19 protein-coding genes are annotated in these 22,054 nt (G+C 68.8%); 10 read left to right on the plus strand and 9 right to left on the minus strand.

What is annotated here, in order from left to right; translation table 11 throughout:
* Positions 1 to 175: 175 nt before the first annotated feature.
* Positions 176 to 652 carry a redox-sensitive transcriptional activator SoxR gene (gene soxR / locus ABZW60_RS05175; RefSeq protein WP_355474198.1) on the plus strand — a complete coding sequence of 159 codons (477 nt, stop codon included), beginning with the start codon at positions 176 to 178 and terminating at the stop codon, positions 650 to 652.
* Here soxR and ABZW60_RS05180 read toward each other — a convergent pair.
* Complete coding sequence (locus ABZW60_RS05180) at positions 649 to 1,233, minus strand: helix-turn-helix domain-containing protein (RefSeq protein WP_355474200.1); 585 nt, start codon at positions 1,231 to 1,233, stop codon at positions 649 to 651. The genes soxR and ABZW60_RS05180 overlap by 4 nt on opposite strands.
* Before the next feature lie 54 nt (positions 1,234 to 1,287).
* On the opposite strand from ABZW60_RS05180, the gene ABZW60_RS05185 reads away from it, so the two are divergent.
* From ABZW60_RS05185 to ABZW60_RS05195, 3 genes are all read left to right on the plus strand, one after another.
* Positions 1,288 to 2,178 carry an alpha/beta hydrolase gene (locus ABZW60_RS05185; RefSeq protein WP_355474201.1) on the plus strand — a complete coding sequence of 297 codons (891 nt, stop codon included), beginning with the start codon at positions 1,288 to 1,290 and terminating at the stop codon, positions 2,176 to 2,178.
* A gap of 163 nt (positions 2,179 to 2,341) precedes the next feature.
* Positions 2,342 to 3,025, plus strand: coding sequence for a snapalysin (gene snpA, locus ABZW60_RS05190; RefSeq protein ID WP_355474203.1), 684 nt, complete (start codon positions 2,342 to 2,344; stop codon positions 3,023 to 3,025).
* Between the two features lie 136 nt (positions 3,026 to 3,161).
* Positions 3,162 to 4,940: a sialidase family protein gene (locus tag ABZW60_RS05195; protein WP_355474205.1), complete on the plus strand. Its 1,779-nt coding sequence runs from the start codon at positions 3,162 to 3,164 to the stop codon at positions 4,938 to 4,940.
* Here the strand turns inward: ABZW60_RS05195 and ABZW60_RS05200 are convergent.
* Positions 4,924 to 5,952, minus strand: coding sequence for a LacI family DNA-binding transcriptional regulator (locus ABZW60_RS05200; protein WP_355474207.1), 1,029 nt, complete (start codon positions 5,950 to 5,952; stop codon positions 4,924 to 4,926). The genes ABZW60_RS05195 and ABZW60_RS05200 overlap by 17 nt on opposite strands.
* Before the next feature lie 222 nt (positions 5,953 to 6,174).
* Here ABZW60_RS05200 and ugpC point away from each other — a divergent pair, with 222 nt between their 5' ends.
* Positions 6,175 to 7,254, plus strand: a complete 1,080-nt coding sequence (ugpC, locus tag ABZW60_RS05205; protein ID WP_355474209.1) for a sn-glycerol-3-phosphate ABC transporter ATP-binding protein UgpC — start codon at positions 6,175 to 6,177, stop codon at positions 7,252 to 7,254.
* Positions 7,255 to 7,272: 18 nt separating this feature from the next.
* Here the strand turns inward: ugpC and ABZW60_RS05210 are convergent, their stop codons facing one another.
* Positions 7,273 to 8,253, minus strand: a complete 981-nt coding sequence (locus ABZW60_RS05210) for a glycosyltransferase family 2 protein (protein ID WP_355474210.1) — start codon at positions 8,251 to 8,253, stop codon at positions 7,273 to 7,275.
* A gap of 105 nt (positions 8,254 to 8,358) precedes the next feature.
* Between ABZW60_RS05210 and ABZW60_RS05215 the strand changes: the two genes are divergently transcribed.
* Positions 8,359 to 10,866, plus strand: coding sequence for a YfhO family protein (locus tag ABZW60_RS05215; protein ID WP_355474211.1), 2,508 nt, complete (start codon positions 8,359 to 8,361; stop codon positions 10,864 to 10,866).
* A gap of 546 nt (positions 10,867 to 11,412) precedes the next feature.
* Here the strand turns inward: ABZW60_RS05215 and ABZW60_RS05220 are convergent.
* The 5 genes from ABZW60_RS05220 to ABZW60_RS05240 all read right to left on the minus strand — a co-directional run bounded on the left by ABZW60_RS05220 (position 11,413) and on the right by ABZW60_RS05240 (position 16,132).
* Positions 11,413 to 12,501, minus strand: a complete 1,089-nt coding sequence (locus tag ABZW60_RS05220) for a CU044_5270 family protein (protein ID WP_355474213.1) — start codon at positions 12,499 to 12,501, stop codon at positions 11,413 to 11,415.
* On the minus strand, positions 12,498 to 13,007 hold the full coding sequence (locus ABZW60_RS05225) for a sigma-70 family RNA polymerase sigma factor (RefSeq protein WP_355474215.1): 510 nt from the start codon (positions 13,005 to 13,007) through the stop codon (positions 12,498 to 12,500). Before ABZW60_RS05225 ends, ABZW60_RS05220 begins: the two co-directional genes overlap by 4 nt.
* A gap of 262 nt (positions 13,008 to 13,269) precedes the next feature.
* Positions 13,270 to 14,259, minus strand: coding sequence for an ABC transporter permease (locus tag ABZW60_RS05230; RefSeq protein ID WP_355474217.1), 990 nt, complete (start codon positions 14,257 to 14,259; stop codon positions 13,270 to 13,272).
* Between the two features lie 19 nt (positions 14,260 to 14,278).
* Entirely contained in the window at positions 14,279 to 14,692 is a 414-nt protein-coding gene (locus ABZW60_RS05235; RefSeq protein ID WP_355474219.1) for an ATP-binding cassette domain-containing protein, read from the minus strand.
* Between the two features lie 576 nt (positions 14,693 to 15,268).
* Positions 15,269 to 16,132: an aminoglycoside phosphotransferase family protein gene (locus ABZW60_RS05240; RefSeq protein ID WP_355474220.1), complete on the minus strand. Its 864-nt coding sequence runs from the start codon at positions 16,130 to 16,132 to the stop codon at positions 15,269 to 15,271.
* A 369-nt stretch (positions 16,133 to 16,501) separates the two neighbouring features.
* On the opposite strand from ABZW60_RS05240, the gene ABZW60_RS05245 reads away from it, so the two are divergent.
* The 4 genes from ABZW60_RS05245 (at position 16,502) to ABZW60_RS05260 (ending at position 20,449) form a co-directional block, all read left to right on the plus strand.
* A complete protein-coding gene (locus ABZW60_RS05245) occupies positions 16,502 to 16,783 on the plus strand; it encodes a metal-sensitive transcriptional regulator (protein ID WP_130383668.1) in 282 nt (93 codons plus the stop codon).
* A 201-nt stretch (positions 16,784 to 16,984) separates the two neighbouring features.
* A complete protein-coding gene (locus tag ABZW60_RS05250) occupies positions 16,985 to 17,206 on the plus strand; it encodes a heavy-metal-associated domain-containing protein (protein ID WP_355474222.1) in 222 nt (73 codons plus the stop codon).
* Positions 17,203 to 18,204: a hypothetical protein gene (locus tag ABZW60_RS05255; RefSeq protein ID WP_355474223.1), complete on the plus strand. Its 1,002-nt coding sequence runs from the start codon at positions 17,203 to 17,205 to the stop codon at positions 18,202 to 18,204. Before ABZW60_RS05250 ends, ABZW60_RS05255 begins: the two co-directional genes overlap by 4 nt.
* Positions 18,205 to 18,220: 16 nt before the next feature.
* On the plus strand, positions 18,221 to 20,449 hold the full coding sequence (locus ABZW60_RS05260; RefSeq protein ID WP_355474225.1) for a heavy metal translocating P-type ATPase: 2,229 nt from the start codon (positions 18,221 to 18,223) through the stop codon (positions 20,447 to 20,449).
* 63 nt (positions 20,450 to 20,512) lie between these two features.
* Here the strand turns inward: ABZW60_RS05260 and ABZW60_RS05265 are convergent, their stop codons facing one another.
* Entirely contained in the window at positions 20,513 to 22,054 is a 1,542-nt protein-coding gene (locus ABZW60_RS05265) for a glycoside hydrolase family 13 protein (RefSeq protein WP_355474227.1), read from the minus strand.

Here is a 22,054-nt window from a genome sequence, read left to right on the forward strand (position 1 = left end):
ACATCTCTGGTGACGCGACGCGCGCACCGACACCAGAAAAGTATAACCGATCGTGACGACCGCCCTGACCACCCCGCCGCGGACCAGACCACCCGCACAACTGGTGCTCCCGGCACCCGTCACCACACAGTTCAAGCATGGTTGAGTTTTTGGAATGCCGTCCTAGGGTGGCGGTATGGGTGAGGAGAACGTCCCCAGCAAAGAGCACTGGCTCTCGATCGGGGAGATCGCGCATCGGTCCGGGGTGGCGGCGTCGGCATTGCGGTTCTACGAGGACCAGGGCCTGATCGCGTCCCGGCGGACGGCCGGCAACCAGCGGCAGTACCAGCGCAGCACGCTGCGGCGGATCGCGTTCGTGCAGGCGGCGCAGCGGGTCGGCCTGGCGCTCGCTGAGATCAAGCAGGCGCTGGATTCGCTCCCCGAGGACCGGACGCCGACACGCGCCGACTGGAGCAAGCTCTCGAAGACCTGGCGCAGCCGCCTGGACGAGCGGATCGCCGAGCTCGAGCGACTCCGCGACGACCTCGACTCCTGCATCGGCTGCGGCTGCCTCAGCCTCCAGCGCTGCAACCTGTACAACAAGGAGGACCGCCTTTCCACCCGCGGCCCCGGCGCCCGCCTCCTCAACGTCGGCATCCCCGGCGAGGCCTAACTCAGGAAGCCACGCTCCACCACGCCGACCAGCAACTCGGCAGCAGCAGCGGCGTCGTACGACGGATCGGCGAGCGACTCGGCCACGATCGCATCGATGCCGCCGCCGACGAGCAGCGCGGCGGACCGTGCATCCAGCGCACCCGCCAGCCCACGAGCAGCACGCGCCGCCGTCAGCAGGTCCGCGACCGGGGACCAGCGAGCCTTCGAATCGGTCAACGGGGCGACCGACGTCATCGCCTCGACGAGCATCCGCACGTGCCGCGGCCGCTCGCGCAGATGCCCGACCATCGACCGGATGTACGCCGACGGACCATCGACGGGTCCCGCCGCGTCGACCGCCGCGGCCACCGACGCCACCAGCGCCGACAGCACGTGCTGATAGGCGGCCTCGACCAGGGCCTGTTTGGACGGGAAGTGGTACAGCACGCCGGCCTTCGTGATGCCGGCACTCTCCGCGATCCGCCCCAGCGAGGCCGCGGCGTACCCACGATCGGCGACAAGCTCGATCGTGACGTCGACCAGCTGCGCCCGGCGGGCCTCCTCGGTGAACGTGAGGTTCCGGCCGCGCGCTGAAGGCATGACCTCAACTTACCGTAGGGTGGGATTACCTACCACGCGGTTAGGAGAGCTCCGATGCCCAAGAATCTCGGCGGCTGGAACAGCGCGTCCGGGTACGACGACTACCGCTCGAAGTACGACGCGGCGATGCGCGCGGTCCCCACTCCGGACGCGGTGCGCGACATCCGTACGGAGTTCGGCCTGGTCCGCACGTACCGGTTCGCCGGCGCGGAGGGGAACCACCATCCGCTCGTCCTGCTCCCGGGCACCTCGTCGGGCACGCCGGTGTGGGCGGACAACCTGAAGTCGCTGCTCGCGATCACCGACGTCTACGCGATCGACCTGCTCGGCGAGCCCGGAATGAGCGTCCAGAGCCGACCGATCACCTCCGATGCGGACAAGGCCGCCTGGCTGGACCAGACCCTGGCCGCACTGCCGGAGAAGCGGTTCAACCTCCTCGGGCTGTCCATCGGTGGCTGGACCGCGATGAACCTCGCCGTCCGGCACCCGGAGCGGATCGCGACGGTCACCACCCTGGACGCGGTCTTCGTGTACGACGGACTGCCGCTCGAGGTCGTGATCCGCTCGCTGCCGGCCACGGTGAAGTGGTTGCCGCGCTCGTGGCGGGACAGTTTCAACTCCTACACGGCCGGCGGCAAGCCGGTGGAGCACGTGCCGGTGGCCGACATGATCGAGTCCGGCATGAAGAACTACACGATCCGCCAGCCGCAGCCGCACCGGATCACCGAGGAGCAGCTGGCCGGGCTGCCGATGCCGGTGCTCGCGATCATCGCCGGGCGTTCGGTGATGCACGATCCGGCGAAGGCCCGCGGCACCGCCGAGCGCGCTCTGCGCACGAAGACCGTCGCGTTCTACCCGGACGCGTCGCACGCGGTGAACGGCGAGTACCCGGACCGGATCGCGAGCGACCTGCGCGGTTTCCTCGGCACGTACGACAACTCATAACCGCGAAGCTATGGATGGCATAGAACGATCGGCCCGGTTCGCGGGTTAACCCGAGGGTTTTCCGCGATCCGATGCGAAATCCGGTGAGTCTTGGCAGCATCCGTTGGTAGCGATCGGTGATCCGCCCGTCGCTATCCGCCACCGATCCGGAGTGAGGCCCTCCATGTCGCATCGCCGTATCCTGACCAGCTTCGCGGGGCTCGCCGCCGCGGCGCTGGCCGTGCCCGCGTTGGCAGCGTCCCCCTCGACTGCCGCGCCGGCCACCGACCAGACCGTCTCCACCGCCAGCACCCGGGCGGCCTACGTCGGCTCGCCGCAGGACGAAGCCGCCACCAAGGCGTTCTACGACGCCGTCATGAAGTCCGCGCGGACCAAGATGGCGCAGCAGGCGAAGTCGGGCCGCAAGCCCACCGCGGTGACCGTCACGTACGCCGTCGACGCGCCGACGTTCGCGTCGCAGATCTCCTCCAGCACGCAGATCTGGAACTCGTCGGTGAGCAACGTGAAGCTCGTCGAGGGCAGCAACTACGACTTCTACTACACCGAGGGCAACGACCCGCGCGGTTCGTACGCGTCCACCGACGGTCACGGCGGCGGGTACATCTTCATCGACTACGCGCAGTCCCAGCAGTACGACAAGACCCGGATCGTCGCCCACGAGACCGGCCATGTGCTCGGCCTGCCCGACCACTACTCCGGCCCCTGCTCGGAGCTGATGTCGGGCGGCGGCCCCGGCCCGTCCTGCACCAACCCCTACCCGGACTCCACCGAGCGCTCGAAGGTGAACCAGCTCTGGGCCAACGGCTTCGCCGCCGCCGGCACCTCGGCCTTCCACACCTCCAAGTAGTCCCCCGAGTCCTCCGGCCCGGAGCCGCCCGGCAGGGGACGGCACCGGGCCGGAGCTTTCCCGCAAGACATAGGACGTACTACGACACGCCGCGGAACCCGTCGCTCCACGCCGGTTCTCCCGAAGACTGGTGCGCATGAGATTCCGCCGGGTGGTGCTTGCGCTTCTCGTGATGGTCACGGCCTGTCTGACGTCTCCGGCGTACGGAGCAGGTCTGGAAGGAAAGGCGATCCTGTCGCCCGGGACCGCGGGGTACACCTGTTTCCGGATCCCGGCCCTGGTGCGCGGGAACGACGGCACGCTCGTACTGTTCGCCGAGGGCCGGAAACCGACCTGTGGTGACGTCGGCACGCACGACGTCGTGATGGTGCGATCGACCGACGGCGGCGCGACCTGGAGCGCGCCGCGGGCCGTGCACGCGGGCGTGGACTCGACCGCGCACAACCCAGCCCCGATCGTCGATGCCGAGACCGGCCGGATCACCTTGCTCACCACGCGCGACTACAACACTGTGTGGGCCCAGCACAGCGACGACAACTGGGCGACCTGGACCGCGCCACGCGAGATCACCAGCAGCGTGAAACTGCCGGAGTGGAGCAGTTACGCGACGGGCCCGTCGCACGGCATCCAGTTGCGGCGCGGACCGCACGCGGGCCGGTTGGTCGTCGGCACGCACTACTCCACCACCGACGGCGACCACAAGGGCGGCGCCCTGGTCTACAGCGACGACAGCGGTACGACGTGGCACCTCGGAGCCCATGACAACTCCGCGGATCCGGCCCTCCGCGTCCAGGAGCTGTCCGTCGTCGAGCGCCCGGACAGCTCCCTGTTCGCGTTCGCCCGCGACGAGGGCGGCACCAACCCGTCGACGGTCGCGTCCGCCGTTTCGAGCGACGGCGGCCAGACGTTCTCCACCGGCTTCCACGCCGACGCGGCCGAACAGAGTCTCGCCGTACCGACCGTCCAGGCGTCGACGCTCGAGCTTCGGGCCACCGATCGGGGCGACCGGTACAACCGTGTGCTTCTCGCCACCGAGACCCGTCAGGGCACGACCCGGGAGAACCTCACGATCCGCTCCACCTTCAAGGGCGGCACCGAATGGGTCGACCCCGGCGGCGGCACCGTCATCTACAGCGGCATGGCGGCGTACACCGACATGACCAGGGTCGACGACAGCACCGTCGCGCTCGTCTACGAGCGGGCCGCCAACTGGTCGCACGGGTACATCTGGTTCACGACCTTCACCGAGTCCGATCTCGGTCTGCCCGACGGCAACACCACCGGCGTACCCACCACACCTGATGCCTCCGGCAACAACCTCGACGGTTACCTGCGCGGGCCGGCGTCAGTGACCGGCAGGTTCGGTACGGCGATCTCGCTCGACGGCAGCGACGACTACGTCCAGCTCCCGTTCGCGGAGCAGCTCGCGGTGAGCAGCGGCGACTTCACCTGGACCGGCTGGTTCAAGTACGGCGCGAGCACCGCCGACCAGCCACTGCTCTGGGCCTACAACCAGGGCGACGTCTACTCCCAGCTCTGGCTCCGCGCTGAACCGTCCAAGAATCGGCTGCGCGCACTGGCCCAGAGCGGCGAGACCGCGATCACCCTCCAGACCGCCAAGCCCTACAACGACCAGGCCTGGCACCACTTCGCACTGAGCCGCCAGGGCAGCACCTTCACCCTGTACGTCGACGGCGCGGCAGCCGCAACGACGACGGGCAGCATCGGATCGGTCAGCCCGAAACGGCCGTTCCAGATCCACCTGGGGCAACGCCTGGACGGCCTGCAGAACCTCAACGGCGCGCTCGACGACCTCCGCCTGTACACGCGCGCATTGACGCCGGCCGAGATCTCCGGGATCTACACCAGCAACTCGACCACAGCTCCCGGCCTGCGGCTCAGATACCCGTTCTGACCGGGCCGGTCGAACCACGGACGACGAGTTCCGGGCGGAACAGGAACTCGGTATGGGGTGTGGTGTGGCCGCGGACCTCTTCCAGCAGGGACTGGACCGCGGCCAGGCCCATCGCCTGGACGGGCTGGCGGATCGTGGTCATCGGCGGGTCGGTGAACTCCATCATCGGCGCGTCGTCGTACCCGACCACCGAGACGTCCCCGGGCACGGCGAGCCCACGCTGCCGGGCGGCCCGGATGACGCCGAGCGCCATCATGTCCGAGCCGCACACGACCGCGGTCACCCCGGCGTCCAGCAACTGCCGGCCGGCCGCCTCGCCGCCCTCGACACCGAACATGCTCAGGGCGACCATCGGGTCCAGGTCCTCGTCCGGCAGGCCCAGCTGTGCCTTCATCGAGGTCCGGTAGCCGGCCAGTTTCCGCTGCACGACGATGAACCGCTCCGGCCCGGACGCGAACCCGATCCGGCGGTGCCCGAGGGCCACCAGGTGCGACACCGCGAGCTCCATCGCGGCGTACTCGTCCGACGACACGAACGGCGCCTCGACCGACGGCAGCCAGCCGTTCACGAACACCACCGGCAGCCGGCGCTCGACCAGCAGCTGGTAACGCTCGTGGTCCGCGCCGGTGTCCGCGTGCAGGCCGGAGACGAAGATGATCCCGGAGACGCCGCGCTCGAGCAGCATCTCGACGTACTCCTCCTCGGTCGCACCCGACGGCGACTGCGTGCACAGCACCGGGGTGTACCCGCGCTGCGACAGCGCCGACTCGATGACCTGGGCGAACGCCGGGAAGATCGGGTTGATCAGCTCCGGCATCACCAGCCCGATCAGCCCCGCCGACCGCCGCCGCAGCCGCGACGGCCGCTCGAACCCCAGGACGTCGAGGGCGGTCAGGACCGACTGCCTGGTGTCGTCGGCCACCCCCGGCTTCCCGTTCAGCACCCGCGAGACCGTCGCCTCACTGACCCCCGCCTTGGCCGCGATGTCCGCCAGCCGCGCTCTGCTGCTCACGCCCGGCACTGTACCCAGCCCCTGCTGACTTTTCAGCAAGATCCTGCAAGAACTTGCAGGCTGCACAGAGGTGTCCACAACGTGAACAGAACGGACACGTCACACGCCGTACACCTTGTCAGGACGAGCCGGGCCGGGCGAGGATAGGCGGACTCCCCCGGCCGGGGGAACCTTTACTCGGATCGTCCGGCACGTTCCTGCCGGTGAAGGGAAAGATCAGTCATGGCTACTGTGTCGTTCAAGGCGGCAACCCGGATCTACCCCGGTGGTGACACCCCCGCCGTCGACAAGCTCAACCTCGAGATCGAGGACGGCGAGTTCATGGTGCTCGTCGGCCCGTCGGGTTGCGGCAAGTCCACCTCGCTCCGGATGCTCGCCGGCCTCGAAGAGGTCAACGAGGGTTCCATCTACATCGGCGACCGCGACGTCACGCACCGTCCGCCGAAGGAGCGGGACATCGCGATGGTGTTCCAGAACTACGCGCTCTACCCGCACATGTCGGTCGCGGACAACATGGGCTTCGCGCTGAAGATGCAGGGTGTCTCCAAGGAGGACCGGGCGAAGCGCGTCGGCGAGGCCGCCAAGCTGCTCGGCCTGGAGGAGTACCTCGACCGCAAGCCGAAGGCACTGTCCGGTGGTCAGCGCCAGCGCGTCGCGATGGGCCGCGCGATCGTCCGTAACCCGCAGGTCTTCCTGATGGACGAGCCGCTGTCGAACCTCGACGCCAAGCTGCGTGTCCAGACCCGTACGCAGATCGCCGAGCTGCAGCAGCGTCTCGGTGTCACCACCGTCTACGTCACCCACGACCAGGTCGAGGCCATGACGATGGGCGACCGGGTCGCGGTGCTCAAGGACGGTCTGCTCCAGCAGGTCGACACCCCGCTGAACCTGTACGACAACCCGAAGAACAAGTTCGTCGCGGGCTTCATCGGCTCGCCGGCGATGAACCTGATCACCGCCGACATCGCCGACGGTGGCGCCAAGGTCGGGGACTACGTGATCCCGATCGGCCGCGACATCCTGGCCAAGGCCGGCAGCGACAAGACCCTGACCGTCGGCGTTCGCCCGGAGGCCTTCAAGGTCGCCGACGAGGGCCTGCCGGTGAAGGTCGCCGTCGTCGAGGAGCTCGGCGCCGACGCGTACCTGTACGGCACCGCGGAGCACAACAACGAGCACCAGCAGATCGTGGCGCGTATCGACGCCCGGATGCCGGTCGAGAAGGGCTCGACGGTCCGCCTGGCGGCGGTGCCGGACAAGCTGCACCTGTTCTCGACCTCCACCGAGGAGCGGCTCACCGCCTGATCCTCAGCAGTAGCTGTCCTACCGGCCCTGGGTGGTTCTTCCGCCCGGGGCCGGTGGTTTGTTCAGCCGGTCCGCGGGGTCCATGTTGGTCTGCTTGAGCAGGTAGTGCGGGCGTTTCTTGGTCTCGTAGTAGATCCGGCCGATGTACTCGCCGATCACGCCGAGCATCACCATCTGCAGTCCGCCGAGCCCGACGATCGCCGCGATCAGCGTCACGTAGCCCGGCATGTCCACGCCGTGCAGGATCGCGGCGACGAGCACCCAGACGGCGTACCCGGCGGCGACCGCGGTCAGCAGCAGACCGACGTAGATCGCCATCCGCAGCGGCTTGCTGTTGAACGACAGCAGCCCGTCGAAGCCGTACTCCAGCAGCCGCCGGAATGTCCAGCGGCTCTTCCGGTCCGCCGGCGCCTTCACGTTGTCGTACTCGAACAGGATCGACTCGAACCCGATCCAGGCGAACAGGCCCTTGGAGAACCGGTTGTACTCGTTCAGCTCGAGCAACCCGTCGACCGCCCGCCGCGACAGCAGCCGGAAGTCGCCGACGCCGTCCATCAGCTCGACGTCGGCCCACTTGTTGATCAGCCAGTAGTACGCGCGCGCGAACAGCGTCCGGGTCGCCGGGTCGCCGGTCCGGTTCCGCCGCGCGATCACCTGGTCGAACCCGCGCTGGTGCTCCGCCAGCATCCGGCCGATCAGCTCCGGCGGGTGCTGCAGGTCGGCGTCCATGATCACCACGGCGTCGCCGGTCGCGTACCGCAGGCCGGCCAGCATCGCGGCCTCCTTGCCGAAGTTCCGGCTGAAGGACAGGTACCGCACCGATTCGTCGCCGGCTGCCAACCCGACCAGGGCGTCGAGCGTCCCATCAGAACTACCGTCGTCGACATAGACGATCTCGTACGGCCGGCCGATTGCCGCGAGCTCGTGGCTGAGCGCCTGATGGAACCGCGAGATCACCTCGACCTCGTTGTAACACGGCACCACCAGACTCAACCGCATCGTCGTCCCCGTCCGCCCCGCACACCGACAGTGATGCGATTCTTGTCCATACCAGAACTACCCGCTAGTTTTGGCGACCGAACGAGCGGAACGAAGGGGCGGCCAATGGTGTCCGAGGACAGCGTCGAGGGAGGGACTGTCCGGCGACGATCGGCGTTGTTGCCGGCCGCCGTCGCAGCTGTCGTGGTGGCGGCGGTGTTCGCCGCCTCCGGAATCATCCGCGGTACCTTTCCCTTCGGTTCACTGTCCCGCAGTACCAACGATCTTGGCACGCAGTACGTCCCTTTCTTCGCCCACCTGTGGGACGTCCTGCACGGCCGGGCCCAGGGCGACCTGCTGTTCAACTGGCAGAGCGCCTTCGGCGTCGGCTTCCTCGCGGACGTCGGAGTCGATCTCGGCAGCCCATTGTCACTGCTGGTGGGTCTGTTCCCCCGGGACCAGATCGATCTCGCCGTCTACGTCGTCACCACCCTCAAGCTCAGCCTGGCCGCGGCCGCGATGGCCGCCACACTTCTGAAGATGCGCCCAGGCCCCCGCTGGGTTGCAGCGATCCTGGGTGTTTCGTACGGCGTCTGCGGCTGGGCACTCGACGACGGATCCTACGTGCCGATGTGGCTGGACGGCCTGATCGCCCTGCCGATGTTCTTCCTGGTCGCCGAGTGGTCACTGCGCCGGACCAACCGGCTGCTGAGCGTGCTGGTCGTGGCCGTCTTCTGGCTGTCCAACTTCTACACCGCCTACATGGCAACGATCGCGGGTGGGATCTACCTGCTCGCCCGGCTGCTCAGCAGCGACCTGAGCTGGTCGCTGCGCCTCCGGTCTGTCGTGCGGCACGGTGTCTCGTTCGCGCTCGGCATGGCCCTGGTCGCGCCCATCCTGCTCCCGATCATCACCACGAACCGGGCCGCAACGCCGTCCCCGTCCGGGATCTTCCACGCGTCGGCGATCGACCTGTTCCTGTCCCGGCTGCTGCCGCTGTCCGAGGGCGTCGGCCGGACGGCCAGCCTGTACGTCGGGACGATCGCGCTGCTGCTCGCGCTGACGATGCCGTTCAACAAGTTCGTCCCGTGGCGGACGAAGGCGGTCTGGGTGGTCACGATCGTCGCTGTCGCCTGGTCGTTCCGCTGGGCGCCGACGCAGGAGTTCTGGCACGCGTTCGACACCCCGAACGGCAGCCAGTACCGCGAGGCGTTCGTGCTCTGCGGGTTGGTCGTCGCTGTCGCCTGGGTAGCGGTCGCCTGGAAGCTGCCCGGTCCGGTCGCGCTGCTGTGCGGTGGCGCGCTGCTGGCGTTGATCGCCGTACTGTCCAACGGCAGTCCGCTGCTGACCGAGCACTGGCTGAGCGTGCTGATCGCGTCCGGAGCCGTGACGCTGGTTGCGTTCGGCATCATCTGGACGCTGCGGCGGATCCCGGGCACGCGCCGTACCAAGTGGCCGGTCGCGGCGGCGTTCGGCGTACTGCTGGTGGTCGTGGCGGTGGAGACCACGTGGACCGCGGTGATCACCGACGAGCGGCGATCGAAGGTGCTCAGCACGTCGGCCGCGCCGTGGGACGACAAGCAGACCGCGCGGTACGACGCGCTGCGGGACGCCGGCGGGTGGCCCGCGTACCGGACCGAGCCGGGCACGTCGATCACGCCGAACGACCCGATCCTGCTCGGCGGGCAGGGCGCCGGCCTGTACAGCAGCCTGTTGCCGCACTCGGTGAACGAGATGATGACCGAGCTCGGCTTCGGCTGGTCCGGGTACGGCCGCGCGGCGCACACGCTCGACAACCCGGTGACGGACGCGATCTTCTCGGTCGGCGCGCGGATGCGGCTGGTCGACGACGGCGCCCCGCGGATCAGCCGGTCGACGGTGCCGCCGCTGGTCACCGTACGCCGCCGGCTCGACGCAGCGGTCCCGCTCGACACCAACGCCCCGAACGCGTACGCCGCGCAGGAGCGGCTGCTCGGGTCTTCGGTGTACGAGGTGCCCGAGTACAAGGGCACGCGGTTCGCGTCGGGTGACGTCAAGCTGGTCGCGGCGTGCAAGCCGGGCAGCTCGGCGTACCTGTTCATGCCGCGCGTCGGCGGCCGCGCCCGGCTGGCCGACGGCCGGTGGTGGGAGCTGAGCTCGACGCGCCGGCCCGGGATCAACACCAGCAGCGCGATGGTCGGGCTCGGCACCGTACCCGCCAGCGGGATCGTGCTGATCGAGGTGAACTTCGGCGACGCCCCGCAGGGCATCCCGCCGCGCAACGCGATCGGCTGCCTCGACCAGCAGGCGCTGAACAGCGCGATCAAGAAGCTGCGGACGACCGGGGCGACCGACGTCGAAGCGACCGGCCACTCGCTGCACGCGACCCTGCCCGCGGGCAGCAAGGGCTGGGCGGTCATCGGCGTACCGAAGATCGACGGCTGGACCTGCCGCGTCGCCGGCGGCAAGGCGCAGACCCCGCGCAACTTCGGCGGCCTGATGGCCGTTCCCCTGACCGGTGCGGCAGACCGGGTCGACTGCACGTTCGTGCCGCCAGGACTACGCCGAGGCCTCGCAATCGGCGCAGCCGCCGCGGTGGCCACGCTCGGGATCGTACTGATCGGCGCGGCCCGGCGGCGCCGTACCGCTGGTTAAGCGGTGGAGCTGGTCCATCCCACGCCCGGCGGGCACTTGCCTCGTCGCTACGCTCCTCACCGCGCCCGCTCGACCGGACTCCCACCCACCGGCTACCGCCGGCAGCTCCCGGCTACCGCCGGGCATCTGCGAGCCACCGCTCGCGGATGACTGCTCAGCGGAGCATGCTCGGTGAACCCAGGCCTGGTGAGCGGCGATGCCGCCGCCTCGGGGAGCGCCGCGGCGGGTTTCTTGGCCACTGGCGGGTTACAACCGGCCAGCAGCGCAACAACCCGCCAGCGGCCTCGGTCAGCGAATGCCGTAGGCGCGGATGGTGGCACGTCGACAGCAAGCTGGACATTCTGCGCCCAGCGAACCCAGCCACGCACTCAACCACGCTCTGACTTTCTCTTCTTCCCTGTTCCTTCGCCGCTTCATGTGGAGAGCTGGCTCGGCCGGGGCCTGCTGAGCTGCTAGGGCGTGTCTCTCAGATGAGTGACACCTACCTGACCCCTGCAGCAGAAGCCCAGATCAGGTATCGGTCTGAGCTTCTGCTGTTGTGGTGTTTCAGACCTTGGGGTGGCTCGGGGTGATGCGCTTCGCGATCGAGGTCCAGCTGAGCACATCGCCTGCCTTGATCGGCATCGGGTCGCCGTCGCCGTTGAGCGGCGCCGTAACCGTGGCGACCTCTCGAAGACCGATGAACTGGCCGGTCTTCGAGTCGATGATCAGCTCCTTGCGGATCCCGAACAGCTCCACCAGCCCGATCGCCCGGCCGGCCTTCCCGTCCAGGTTGACCGTGTCCGGTACGAGCTGGATGCCGTGGATTCTGCGGAGCGCCTTGTACAGCGTGGCGCGCTGCTCCGACGTCGCGAAGCCGGAGACCAGGATGCTCCCGGCGCGCTCGAACGCACGATAGTCGCCCTGTGCCGGTGTATTGCCCAGACCGGGCCAGCTGTGGTCGTTCTTCCGCAGTGCCGCGAGCAGGGCGGCCGGGTCCTTCGGGAGCGCTGCGACGAAGTCGGCCGACGGGTTCAGCCAAGTGGCCTTGCAGCTGTTCGTCGTCACCGTCGGCTGCACCAGGACGCCGCCGTTGGTCAGGACGGCGCAGGCCTTCGCGGTCCGGATCCTCTGAGGCTTGATGTTCAGCGGATCGGTCCGGTGCCAGAGCTGCTCGGCAGCCTTGCTGGAGAACTCCTGCTTGACGCCGAGCACCGCGATCGCGGTGAACGGCGGCCTCTGCGTGGACGGAACCCACAGGTCGGTGACCGAAAGGCGAGTGCCGTGGTACGTGTTGCGCGGACCGAAGTTCCATCCGGTCTGGATCCGCTGGGTGACCTGCCGGTACTGGCCGGCCGGAATCGGTGCGTCCGGGGCACTGATCGACTGGTCGGCGGCAGTCGCCAGGAACGTGCCGGCGTCGGCCGTCGCGCCGGGTGCGACCGTCCCGTCGGTCTTGGTGACGACGTCGTTGACGAGGAAGCCGACGGCCAGCGTTCCGGCAAGGGCGCCGACGAGCACCATCCGTCGACGTCCGGTGGAGCGGCGCTCGGCAGGCTGCGCGGTCAGCAGCCGTTGACGGGCGCGGGCGAGGGCCAGCGGCGCAGCCGGGGGTACGTCTTCGTGCAGGCGCTTGAGGGCATCGATCTCGGTCATGAGCGGTTCTCCTGGAAGTCCGAGCCGAGCGCGGCGCGCAGGACTCGACGGGCACGGTGCAGGCGGGACGCGACCGTCCCGGCGGGGATGTTCAGGGCAGCGGCGATCTCGGGATAGCTGAGGTCTTCCCACGCGTAGAGCAGGAGGACGTCCCGGTCGGTCTGCCGGAGGCCGGCCAGTACGCCGGCCAGGGTGCGTGACGTCGTCTCCGCGTCGACCCGGTCGACGACCTCGGCCGAGAGAGCGTCCGGGCCGGCCGGGGTCGTGCCGGGGTCGGATCGCGAGTACGCGCGGTACTGACGGATCTCGTCACGGCGGCGGCGCCGGATCAGATTGGTCGCGATGCCGTACAACCACGGCAGCTCGCCGGACGGTGAGTCCCGGTAGCGGTCTCGCCGTTCGTAGGCGATCAGGAAGGTCTGACCGACGAGATCGTCCGCCTCGCCGGTACCGAGCCGCCGGGCGATGTACCGATGGAGCGCGGCGGCGTGCCGATCGAACAGCACCGCGAAATCCTCCGGAGTCCGACGGCCCGCGGGCTCCAGATCCGGGTCGGTGGATGAGGCCGTCACGCCGGGTACGGCGGTCTCTGCGTCCGGCTCCGGTATCGGGGACGGCCTCAGCCCTGGTATCGCAGGCGGGCTGTGGACCTCAGGTATGCGTTCGCGACCGAGCGACGCTGTCCGCGGTTGGTTCATACCTGCTACTGCCCGATCCCCTGGCTTCGCTTCTCAGAAAACCCAGGCACGCTTGTTCCGGGCGGTGCAGCTAGTTGATGTCGCGGCGGTGGAAGACCCAGCCGCCCAGCAGGATCAGGATTGCCGTGAGGGCCGCCAGGTACCAAGCGCCGTGTTCGAAGGACAACGTTTTCTGCACGTAGTCGCAGGCGTAGCTGCCGTCGCTGCCGGTCTTGCATTCCGTCACGTAATACTGCGCGTCATGCCGGACGAAGGCGTCGAAGTTCAGCTTCACCAGCCACGGCTGGGCCTTCTCCAGGAACGCAGCGAAAACGCCTTCCGCGAGCACCAGGTACGCCATCACGACACCGATCGCTGCGGCCGTGTGCCGCAGCAACAGGCCGACGACGCTGCCGAGCGCCGCCGCCAGCGCGGTCGTCACCACGGCGCGTCCCCCGATCGCGGCCAGATCGCCCCAGACCTTCGCCGTCGTACCCGCGGTGTCGCCGAGCTTGTCGACGATCAGAAACGTTCCGAACAGCACGACCGCCAGCACGACCGCGGCAATCGGCACGAATCCGGTCGCGGCCGCGAGCAGCTTGCTGCCGTACACCCGCAGCCGGCGCGGCTCGAACGTCAACCAGTTGCCGATGGCACCGGAGCTGAACTCGGCGCCGAGGAGGCTGGCGCCGATCAGGAACGCCGCGAAGGCCAGGAAGTACGACGAGCCCTGCAGCAGCTCCGGCGTGATCTGGCTGAACACGGTCCGCGGCTTGCCGAAGTCCTCCAGCTTGGGCTCCGGGTACGTACACATGTCCTCGAGCTTCGGCTTCGGGTCCGGCTGCGCCTTCCAGTCCGCCTCGCACCGCTTCAGCGTCTCGTCGGCGTGCTCGACCCACTCGTGGTGCGCGATCTCGAACTGCTGCTGCGCCCGCTGCTGCTCGGCAGCCGACAACGGCCGCGCGTCGAACCAGGTGGCCACCAGCAGCAGAATCGTGATCAGGAACAGGCCGGCGAGCCCGATCACTGTCAACCGCCGCGCGGTCAGCCGGCGCAGCTCGACCTTCGTCAGGCGGATCATCGCAGCCCCTCGCCTTCGGTCAGCTCCAGGAAGACCGACTCGAGATCGGCGCGGACCGGGACCGCTCCAGCACCTCACCGACGCGCGGTCTCGGCGCACCGATCGCCTCCGCGAGCAGCTCCAGGTTCTTCTCCCCCGTGAACGCCGGGAAGAACTTCGGCGACTCGACGATCGCCCCCACCCGCCCGACCACCTCCGGCAATCGCTGCGGGACGGGCTCCCCGAACACCGTCATCGTCCCCGCATCGGCCCGCACCAGCCCCAGCAGCATCCGGATCGAGGTCGTCTTCCCCGACCCGTTGGGCCCCAGAAACCCATGCACCCCACCAGCCGGAACCTCCAGATCCAGCCCCTGCACCGCCACCACCTTGCGCCCCCGCCGGGTCCGATACGTCTTACGCAACCCACGCGTACTGACGGCCACGTCGGACATCCACACCCCTCTCGTCGATCAGCAGACGCACAGCGTGCCAGCTTTGTTCATCTCCCGCACTCACCAGCGGGGGCGCGTACGCCGGGAGGTGGTGAACGGGCGGAGGTGGTGGCGCATGTAGTGAGCAGGAGATGTGGTGAGGAGTGGATGTGGTGAGGAGTGGATGTGGTGAGGGGGCGGAAGTGGTGTGGGGTCGAGGGCGTGGAGGTGGGAGGCATGGAGGTGGAGAGTTGATGTTGTGAGCGGGGGGATGTAGTCAGCCCCACGCACGCTACGCAGGCGCTTGCCTCGTCGCTGCGCTCCTCACCGCGCCTGCTCCACGCGCTCCCACCCACCCACCGGCTACCGCCGGCACCGTCCGGCTACCGCCGGCATGTTCCCGGCTACCGCCGGGGGCGTGTCCCGGCTACCGCCGGGTGTTCCGGCTGCCGCCGGGCGGGTGCCGGCTGGCGCCGGGCGGGTGCCGGCTGGCGCCGGGGTGTTGCGAGCTGGCGCTCGCGGTGACTACTCGGCAGAGCAGGTCGCGGCGCGCGCGTGAACAGCCGGCTCCGGGCTACCGCCGGGCGTTGGCGGGTTCTACGGACCCAATCGGCGGACGACTGCGTCGAGTGTGGGCCATGGAGGGCCTTCGCGGAGGAGGCTCAGGAGTTCTTCGCCGAATTGCCTGCCGTTGGGGAACTGGTCGCCTGCGTCCCAGCGCCAGGCTGCGACCATGGCGAGGACCAGCTCCCGGCAGTCGTCGAGCAGTTCTTGGTCGACGTTCGGGTAGTGCTCGCAGACCGGCTCAGGAACGTGGGCCAGGTCGAACTCGACCGGTCCACTGCAGCACGTCTCGAAGTCGATGAACAGCGGGCCGTTCTTCGTGTTGAGGAGATTGCCCGGATGGGGCTCGCCGTGCAGCAGTTGCTCCGCAGCGCCGTGAGCCTCGATCGTCTGTCGCACGTTCTCCAGTCGGCTGCTGAGGAACGCTCGGTCGGCGTCCGAGAGCTTCGGCGAGAGATCCGGGGTCGCGACGATGTTTTGCGCCTCCGTGATTCGATCCGTGAACCGTGAGATCGGCACGTCGACCTTGCGCATTCCGATGTGCAGCTGCTCCAGCGCGTTGGCGAAGTCGGCCGGGGAGACCTCGGGTGCCACCGGCTCGTAGTAGGTCCAGAGCGTGATTGCGAAGCCGTCGCGTGTGTATACGAGCGGCTCCACCCGAGGGTCCAGAGCGGCCACAGGGCATCCGACCTCGGCGAGCTGCTGAGCGAGCTCGACTTCGAGCTGTGCAACCTCTTGCCCTACATAGGCGACCCGGGCGAAGACGTCGCATGGCGTCAGCCGCAGAGCCAGCTTGTTCGAGTTGTGGAGAACGATCGCGTCGTCGGCTGTCAGGTCGAGCGATGCGGCGACCGCAGTCGCGGCCGCGGTCGCACGGGTGATTTCGGAGGTCTCCATGGCTTGGTCAGGCTACGCGCGAGACGAGGTTCCGTCTCCCGGATTTGGGAGCTGGTCCAGCAGATGCGCCCGCGGTGACGTGACCCGACCGCGGCAAACAACCGACAGCACTACGCCAGCCGCAGGCGGGTGCGACTGGCCAAACCCGCCACACACCGCGCCCGCTCAGACGAACTGCTGTGCCGACCGCCCGGCGTACTGGCCGTTCTTGCCAGCTGGCGTACGCAGGTCGGAAGAATACCCCCAGCCGGTATTGCTGGAGGACTTGCATTCGATACCCATAGGGGGTAACTTCTTGGGCGTGGAGATACCCCGGAGGGGTAGCGAGGCGAGGAAGAGGGTCGTGGGATGAGCGTCGACGAGGGACATGTGCACGGATATACCGCTGAGAAGAGCAGTCATCTGAAGCGGTTGCGGCGGATCGAGGGGCAGGTTCGGGGGCTGCAGCGGATGGTCGAGGAGGACAAGTACTGCATCGACATCCTGACGCAGGTGTCGGCGGCCACCAAGGCGTTGCAGTCCTTCTCGCTGGAGTTGCTCGACGAGCATCTGTCGCACTGCGTGGTCGAGGCCGCGCAGAAGGGTGGGCCGGAGGCCGACGAGAAGGTTCGTGAGGCGTCCGACGCCATCGCCCGGCTCGTCCGCAGCTGAACGCTCGGATCGGGTTCGGCAGGTGAATGGCTCCGATCAGGTCCGTAGCTGAACACCGCTCATCGGGTTCAGCGGCAGGAGACCTTCCAACCAGCTCTCCGCATCGCCTCGGCGGCTGAGCGTCTCCAGATCAGTTCAGCAGTTGACGGCTGAACGTTTCGCAGTGAACAAACCAATCCGTTTCCAGCAAGGAGCATTGATATGAGCACCGTGGCTACCTACTCCGTCACCGGCATGACCTGTGGGCACTGCACTTCTGCTGTCACCGAGGAGATCAGCAAGCTCGTCGGTGTCCAGGACGTGAAGATCGATCTCGTTGCGGGCGGCACCTCCGCGGTGCACGTGACGAGTGAGTCCGCTCTCGACGAGGCCGCTGTGCGCGACGCCGTCGACGAGGCGGGCTACGAACTGGCGGCGTCGTGAGCCGGGCCGTCGCGCTCCGGCTCGGCGCGTTCGCCGGTGCGGTGGCGCTCGCCTTCGGGGCGGCGTTCGGCATCGGTTCCGCGATCGACCCGATCGCGGCGGCCGACGACACCTCCGCGGCACCGGCCCACGGAGAGGAGATGGGTGGTATGGAGCAGACCTCGGGACACGGTGGACACGACGGCGGCGGGCAGTTGCCCGGGCTGGCGGTGTCCGAGGCCGGGTACACGTTCGCGCCGGCGCAGACGTCGTTCACGTCCGGCGAGAAGACCGGGTTGCGCTTCACGATCCAGGGACCGGACGGCAAGCCGGTCACGCGGTACACCAAGACGCACGAGAAGGACCTGCACCTGATCGTGGTGCGGCGGGACCTGTCCGGGTTCCGCCACGTGCACCCGACGATGGCAGCAGACGGGACGTGGAGCATCCCGTTCACGTTCACCGCGGGCGGCACCTGGCGGCTGTACGCCGACTTCCAGCCGGCCGGCCACGACAGCACGATCACGCTGGGCACGGACGTCAACGTGACCGGTATGTACGTCCCGGTCCCGGTCGCCGACCCGGCGAGCATCTACAGCTTCGACGGGTACGACGTGACGCTCCAAGGCACCCCGGTCGCCGGCAAGGAATCCGAGCTGACGTTCACGGTGAGCCGTGACGGAAAGCCCGTCACCGACCTGCAGCCGTACCTGGGCGCCTTCGGGCACCTGGTCTCGCTGCGCGGCGGCGACCTGGCCTACCTGCACAACCACCCGGCGGAGCACGCCGAGCCGGGCATGAAGGGCGGACCGTCGATCACCTTCGGTACGACGTTCCCGACCGCCGCGACGTACAGCCTGTTCCTGGACTTCCAGCACGCGGGCAAGGTCCACACCGCCGAGTTCACCGTAAAGGTGGGCTCCACCGGTACGACGATCGTCCCGCCCACCGCAGTACCGACAGCAGTACCGACCACGTCCAAGACCCCGGCGCACGCCGAGACTCCGCACGGCCACTGAGAGGAGGCACATCATCATGACCAGCACCGAGCCCGGTCAGTCCGTCGAACTCATCATCGGTGGCATGACGTGCGCCTCGTGCGCCGCCCGGGTGGAGAAGAAACTGAACCGGATGGACGGCGTGACCGCGACCGTCAACTACGCCACCGAGAAGGCGAAGGTGACGTACGCGGACGGGATCTCGACCGACGACCTGGTCGCCACCGTCGAGAAGACCGGCTACACCGCGAGCCTCCCGGCGCCCGCCGTCGAGGCCGCGGACGACGAACCGGACGAGCTGAAACCGCTGCGGGACCGGCTGATCGCGAGCATCGTGCTCGCGGTCCCGGTGATCGCGTTCGGGATGATCCCGGCGCTGCAGTTCGACTCGTGGCAGTGGGCGTCGCTGACGCTGGCGTTCCCGGTGGTGACGTGGGCGGCGTGGCCGTTCCACAAGGCCGCCTGGACCAACCTGCGGCACGGCGCCGCCACGATGGACACGCTGATCTCGCTGGGTGTGGTGAGCGCGTTCCTCTGGTCGCTGTACGCGTTGTTCTTCGGCTCGGCAGGCGAGCCCGGCATGAAGATGCCGTTCACGCTGATCCCGTCCCGGGGCAGCGGGGCCGAGGAGATCTACCTCGAGGTCGCGGCCGGGGTGACCACGTTCATCCTGGCCGGCCGGTACTTCGAGGCGCGCGCCAAGCGCCGCTCGGGCGCCGCGCTGCGGGCCCTGCTCGAGCTCGGCGCGAAGGACGTCGCCGTCCTGCGGAACGGGACCGAGACCCGGATCCCGGCCGATCAGCTCGTCGTGGGTGACGAGTTCGTCGTCCGGCCGGGCGAGAAGATCGCGACCGACGGTGTGGTCGTGACCGGCAGCAGCGCGGTCGACGCGTCGATGCTGACCGGTGAGTCCGTGCCGGTCGAGGTCGGCGAGGGCGACGCGGTCGTCGGCGCGACCGTCAACGCCGGCGGCCGGCTGGTGGTGCGGGCGACCCGGGTCGGTGCGGACACGCAGCTGGCGCAGATGGCGCGGCTGGTCGAGGACGCCCAGAACGGGAAGGCCGCGGTCCAGCGGCTGGCCGACAAGGTGTCCGGGATCTTCGTACCGATCGTGATCGGGCTGGCGCTCGCGACGCTCGGCTTCTGGCTCGGCAACGGTTCGCCGCTGGAGGTCGCGTTCACGGCCGCGGTCGCCGTACTGATCATCGCCTGCCCCTGTGCGCTGGGGCTGGCCACGCCGACCGCGCTGATGGTCGGGACCGGCCGGGGCGCCCAGCTGGGCATCCTGATCAAGGGTCCGGAGGTGCTGGAGTCCACGCGGCGGGTCGACACCGTCGTACTCGACAAGACAGGCACCGTCACCACGGGCCGGATGGAGCTGGTCGACGTACTGCTGGCTCCGGAGCAGGACCGCGCCGAGGTGCTGCGGTTGGCGGGAGCGCTCGAGCACTCGAGCGAGCACCCGATCGCCCAGGCCATCGCCCGGGCCGCAGCCGCCGAAGGGAAGCTCCCGGATGTCGAGGACTTCGGCAACGTCGAGGGTCTCGGGGTGCAGGGCATCGTCGACGAGCACGCCGTACTCGTCGGACGGACGCGGTTGCTGGAGGAGTGGAGCCAGTACCTGCCGGAGAAGCTCGCGCACGCCAAGGAGCACGCCGAGGCCGAGGGCAGTACGGCGGTCGCGGTCGGCTGGGACGGGCAGGCGCGAGCCGTGCTGGTCGTCGCGGACACCGTGAAACCGACGTCCGTGCAGGCGATCCGGGACCTCAAGGCGCTCGGGCTGCGTCCGGTGTTGCTGACCGGCGACAACGAAGCGGTGGCGACGAAGGTGGCCGGCGAGGTCGGCATCGACGAGGTCATCGCGGAGGTCCTGCCGGCCGGGAAGGTCGACGCGGTGAAGAAGCTGCAGGACGAAGGCCGCGTGGTCGCGATGGTCGGCGACGGCGTCAACGACGCGGCCGCGCTCGCACAGGCCGACCTCGGCCTGAGCATGGGGACCGGTACGGACGTGGCGATCGAGGCGAGCGACCTGACGCTGGTACGGGGCGACCTGCGCGCGGCGGCGGATGCCATCCGGCTCTCGCGCAGCACGTTGCGCACGATCAAGGGCAACCTGTTCTGGGCCTTCGCCTACAACGTGGCCGCCCTCCCGCTGGCCGCGGCCGGCCTGCTCAACCCGATGCTGGCAGGCGCGGCGATGGCCTTCAGCTCGGTCTTCGTGGTCTCGAACAGCCTGCGGTTGCGCCGCTTCCGCCCGCTGGCTTGAACAAGCGCCGGGGACCTTGGACAGGCAATAGCTTGTCCAAGGTCCCCTGCTGGTGGTCGCGGTTCAGCGGACCCAGGCAGTAGCGTCCGACGGGAGACGGCCGTCGTCGAGCGGGATGCTGGAGATCAGCACCTCCTCGTGCGGCGGCAGGTCGATCGGCTCGGCCCACAGGTTCGTGACGCAGGTGAGCTGCTCGCGGCGGAAGATCAGTACGTCGGCCGGCGAGTCCACCCAGGTCAGCGTGCCGTCGCCGAGCAGGCTTCGCCGCAGCGTCAGCCCCGAGCGGTACAGGGCCAGCATCGAGTTCTGGTCGTGGAGCTGGGATTCGACCGTGAGGTTCTTCCAGTCCGCCGGCTGCGGCAACCACGGCGTACCCGCCCCGAAGCCGAACGGCGGTTCCTTGCCCGACCACGGGAGGGGTACGCGGCAACCGTCCCGGCCGCGGTCGAGACCGCCCGAGCGGGCGAAGATCGGGTCCTGCAGCAACTCGTCCGGCAGGTCCTCGACTTCCGGGAGACCGAGTTCTTCGCCTTGGTAGACGTAGAGGCCGCCTGGTAGCGCCATCGCCAGGAGCGCCGCCGCGCGGGCGCGGCGTTCGCCGAGCACCAGGTCGGTGCGCATCCCGTGCTTGCGGTCCTGATGCGAGAACGACGTGTCGGGTCGGCCGTACTTCGTGACCGGGCGGGTCACGTCGTGGTTCGACAGCACCCAGGTGGGCGGCGCACCGATCGGCACGTGCGTGGACAGCGTCAGGTCGATCGACGCGCGCAGCTCGCCGGCCTCCCACGGGCGGGACAGGAAGTCGAAGTTGAACGCGGTCTGCATCTCGTCCGGCCGCAGGTACAGCGCGAACCGCTCCTGGTCCGGCATCCACATCTCGCCGACGAAGAAGCGGTCGTCGTAGGCGTCCGAGACTCGCCGCCAGCCGCGGTACACCTCGTGCACCTCGTCGTGGTCGGTGTACGACTCCTCGGCGCTGTCCAGGTCCTTGAACAGGACGGCGGCACTGTCGATCCGGATGCCGTCGACACCGCGGTCCAGCCAGAACCGGAGGATGTCGTGGAACTCCTCGACGACCTCGGGGTTGCGCCAGTTGAAGTCGGGCTGCTCGGGCGCGAACAGGTGCAGGTACCACTCGCCGTCCTCGACCTGGGTCCAGGCGGGCCCGTTGAAGATCGACTGCCAGTCGTTGGGCGGCCCGTCGCCCCGGCCCGGACGGAACAGGAAGCGCTCGCGTTCGGGAGACCCCGGGCCGGCCCGGAGCGCGTCGACGAACCAGTCCTGCTGGTCCGACCCGTGGTTCGGCACGATGTCGATGATCGTGCGGATGTTCAGCGCGTGGGCCTCGGCGATGTACGCCTCGGCCTCCGCGAGGGTGCCGAACGCCGGGTCGATCGCGCGGTAGTCGGCGACGTCGTACCCGCCGTCGGCCATCGGCGACGGGTACCACGGGTTCAGCCAGATCGCGTCGATCCCGAGCTCGGCCAGGTACGGCAGCTTCTGCCGCAGCCCGGCGAGATCGCCGATCCCGTCGTCGTTGCCGTCCGCGAAACTCCGCAGGTAGACCTGGTAGATCGCAGCGCCGCGCCACCATTCGTCGGCCAT

The sequence above is a fragment of the Kribbella sp. NPDC003557 genome (assembly GCF_040610805.1).
Lineage (GTDB): Bacteria > Actinomycetota > Actinomycetes > Propionibacteriales > Kribbellaceae > Kribbella.

Bases quoted from the DNA above. Each gene is read 5' to 3' on its own strand.
- soxR (WP_355474198.1), top strand. From the start codon at position 176: ATGGGTGAGGAGAACGTCCCCAGCAAAGAGCACTGGCTCTCGATCGGG.
- ABZW60_RS05180 (WP_355474200.1), bottom strand. From the start codon at position 1,233: ATGCCTTCAGCGCGCGGCCGGAACCTCACGTTCACCGAGGAGGCCCGC.
- ABZW60_RS05185 (WP_355474201.1), top strand. From the start codon at position 1,288: ATGCCCAAGAATCTCGGCGGCTGGAACAGCGCGTCCGGGTACGACGAC.
- snpA (WP_355474203.1), top strand. From the start codon at position 2,342: ATGTCGCATCGCCGTATCCTGACCAGCTTCGCGGGGCTCGCCGCCGCG.
- ABZW60_RS05195 (WP_355474205.1), top strand. From the start codon at position 3,162: ATGAGATTCCGCCGGGTGGTGCTTGCGCTTCTCGTGATGGTCACGGCC.
- ugpC (WP_355474209.1), top strand. From the start codon at position 6,175: ATGGCTACTGTGTCGTTCAAGGCGGCAACCCGGATCTACCCCGGTGGT.
- ABZW60_RS05210 (WP_355474210.1), bottom strand. From the start codon at position 8,253: ATGCGGTTGAGTCTGGTGGTGCCGTGTTACAACGAGGTCGAGGTGATC.
- ABZW60_RS05215 (WP_355474211.1), top strand. From the start codon at position 8,359: ATGGTGTCCGAGGACAGCGTCGAGGGAGGGACTGTCCGGCGACGATCG.
- ABZW60_RS05220 (WP_355474213.1), bottom strand. From the start codon at position 12,501: ATGACCGAGATCGATGCCCTCAAGCGCCTGCACGAAGACGTACCCCCG.
- ABZW60_RS05230 (WP_355474217.1), bottom strand. From the start codon at position 14,259: ATGATCCGCCTGACGAAGGTCGAGCTGCGCCGGCTGACCGCGCGGCGG.
- ABZW60_RS05235 (WP_355474219.1), bottom strand. From the start codon at position 14,692: ATGTCCGACGTGGCCGTCAGTACGCGTGGGTTGCGTAAGACGTATCGG.
- ABZW60_RS05240 (WP_355474220.1), bottom strand. From the start codon at position 16,132: ATGGAGACCTCCGAAATCACCCGTGCGACCGCGGCCGCGACTGCGGTC.
- ABZW60_RS05250 (WP_355474222.1), top strand. From the start codon at position 16,985: ATGAGCACCGTGGCTACCTACTCCGTCACCGGCATGACCTGTGGGCAC.
- ABZW60_RS05260 (WP_355474225.1), top strand. From the start codon at position 18,221: ATGACCAGCACCGAGCCCGGTCAGTCCGTCGAACTCATCATCGGTGGC.
- ABZW60_RS05265 (WP_355474227.1), bottom strand. From the start codon at position 22,054: ATGGCCGACGAATGGTGGCGCGGCGCTGCGATCTACCAGGTCTACCTG.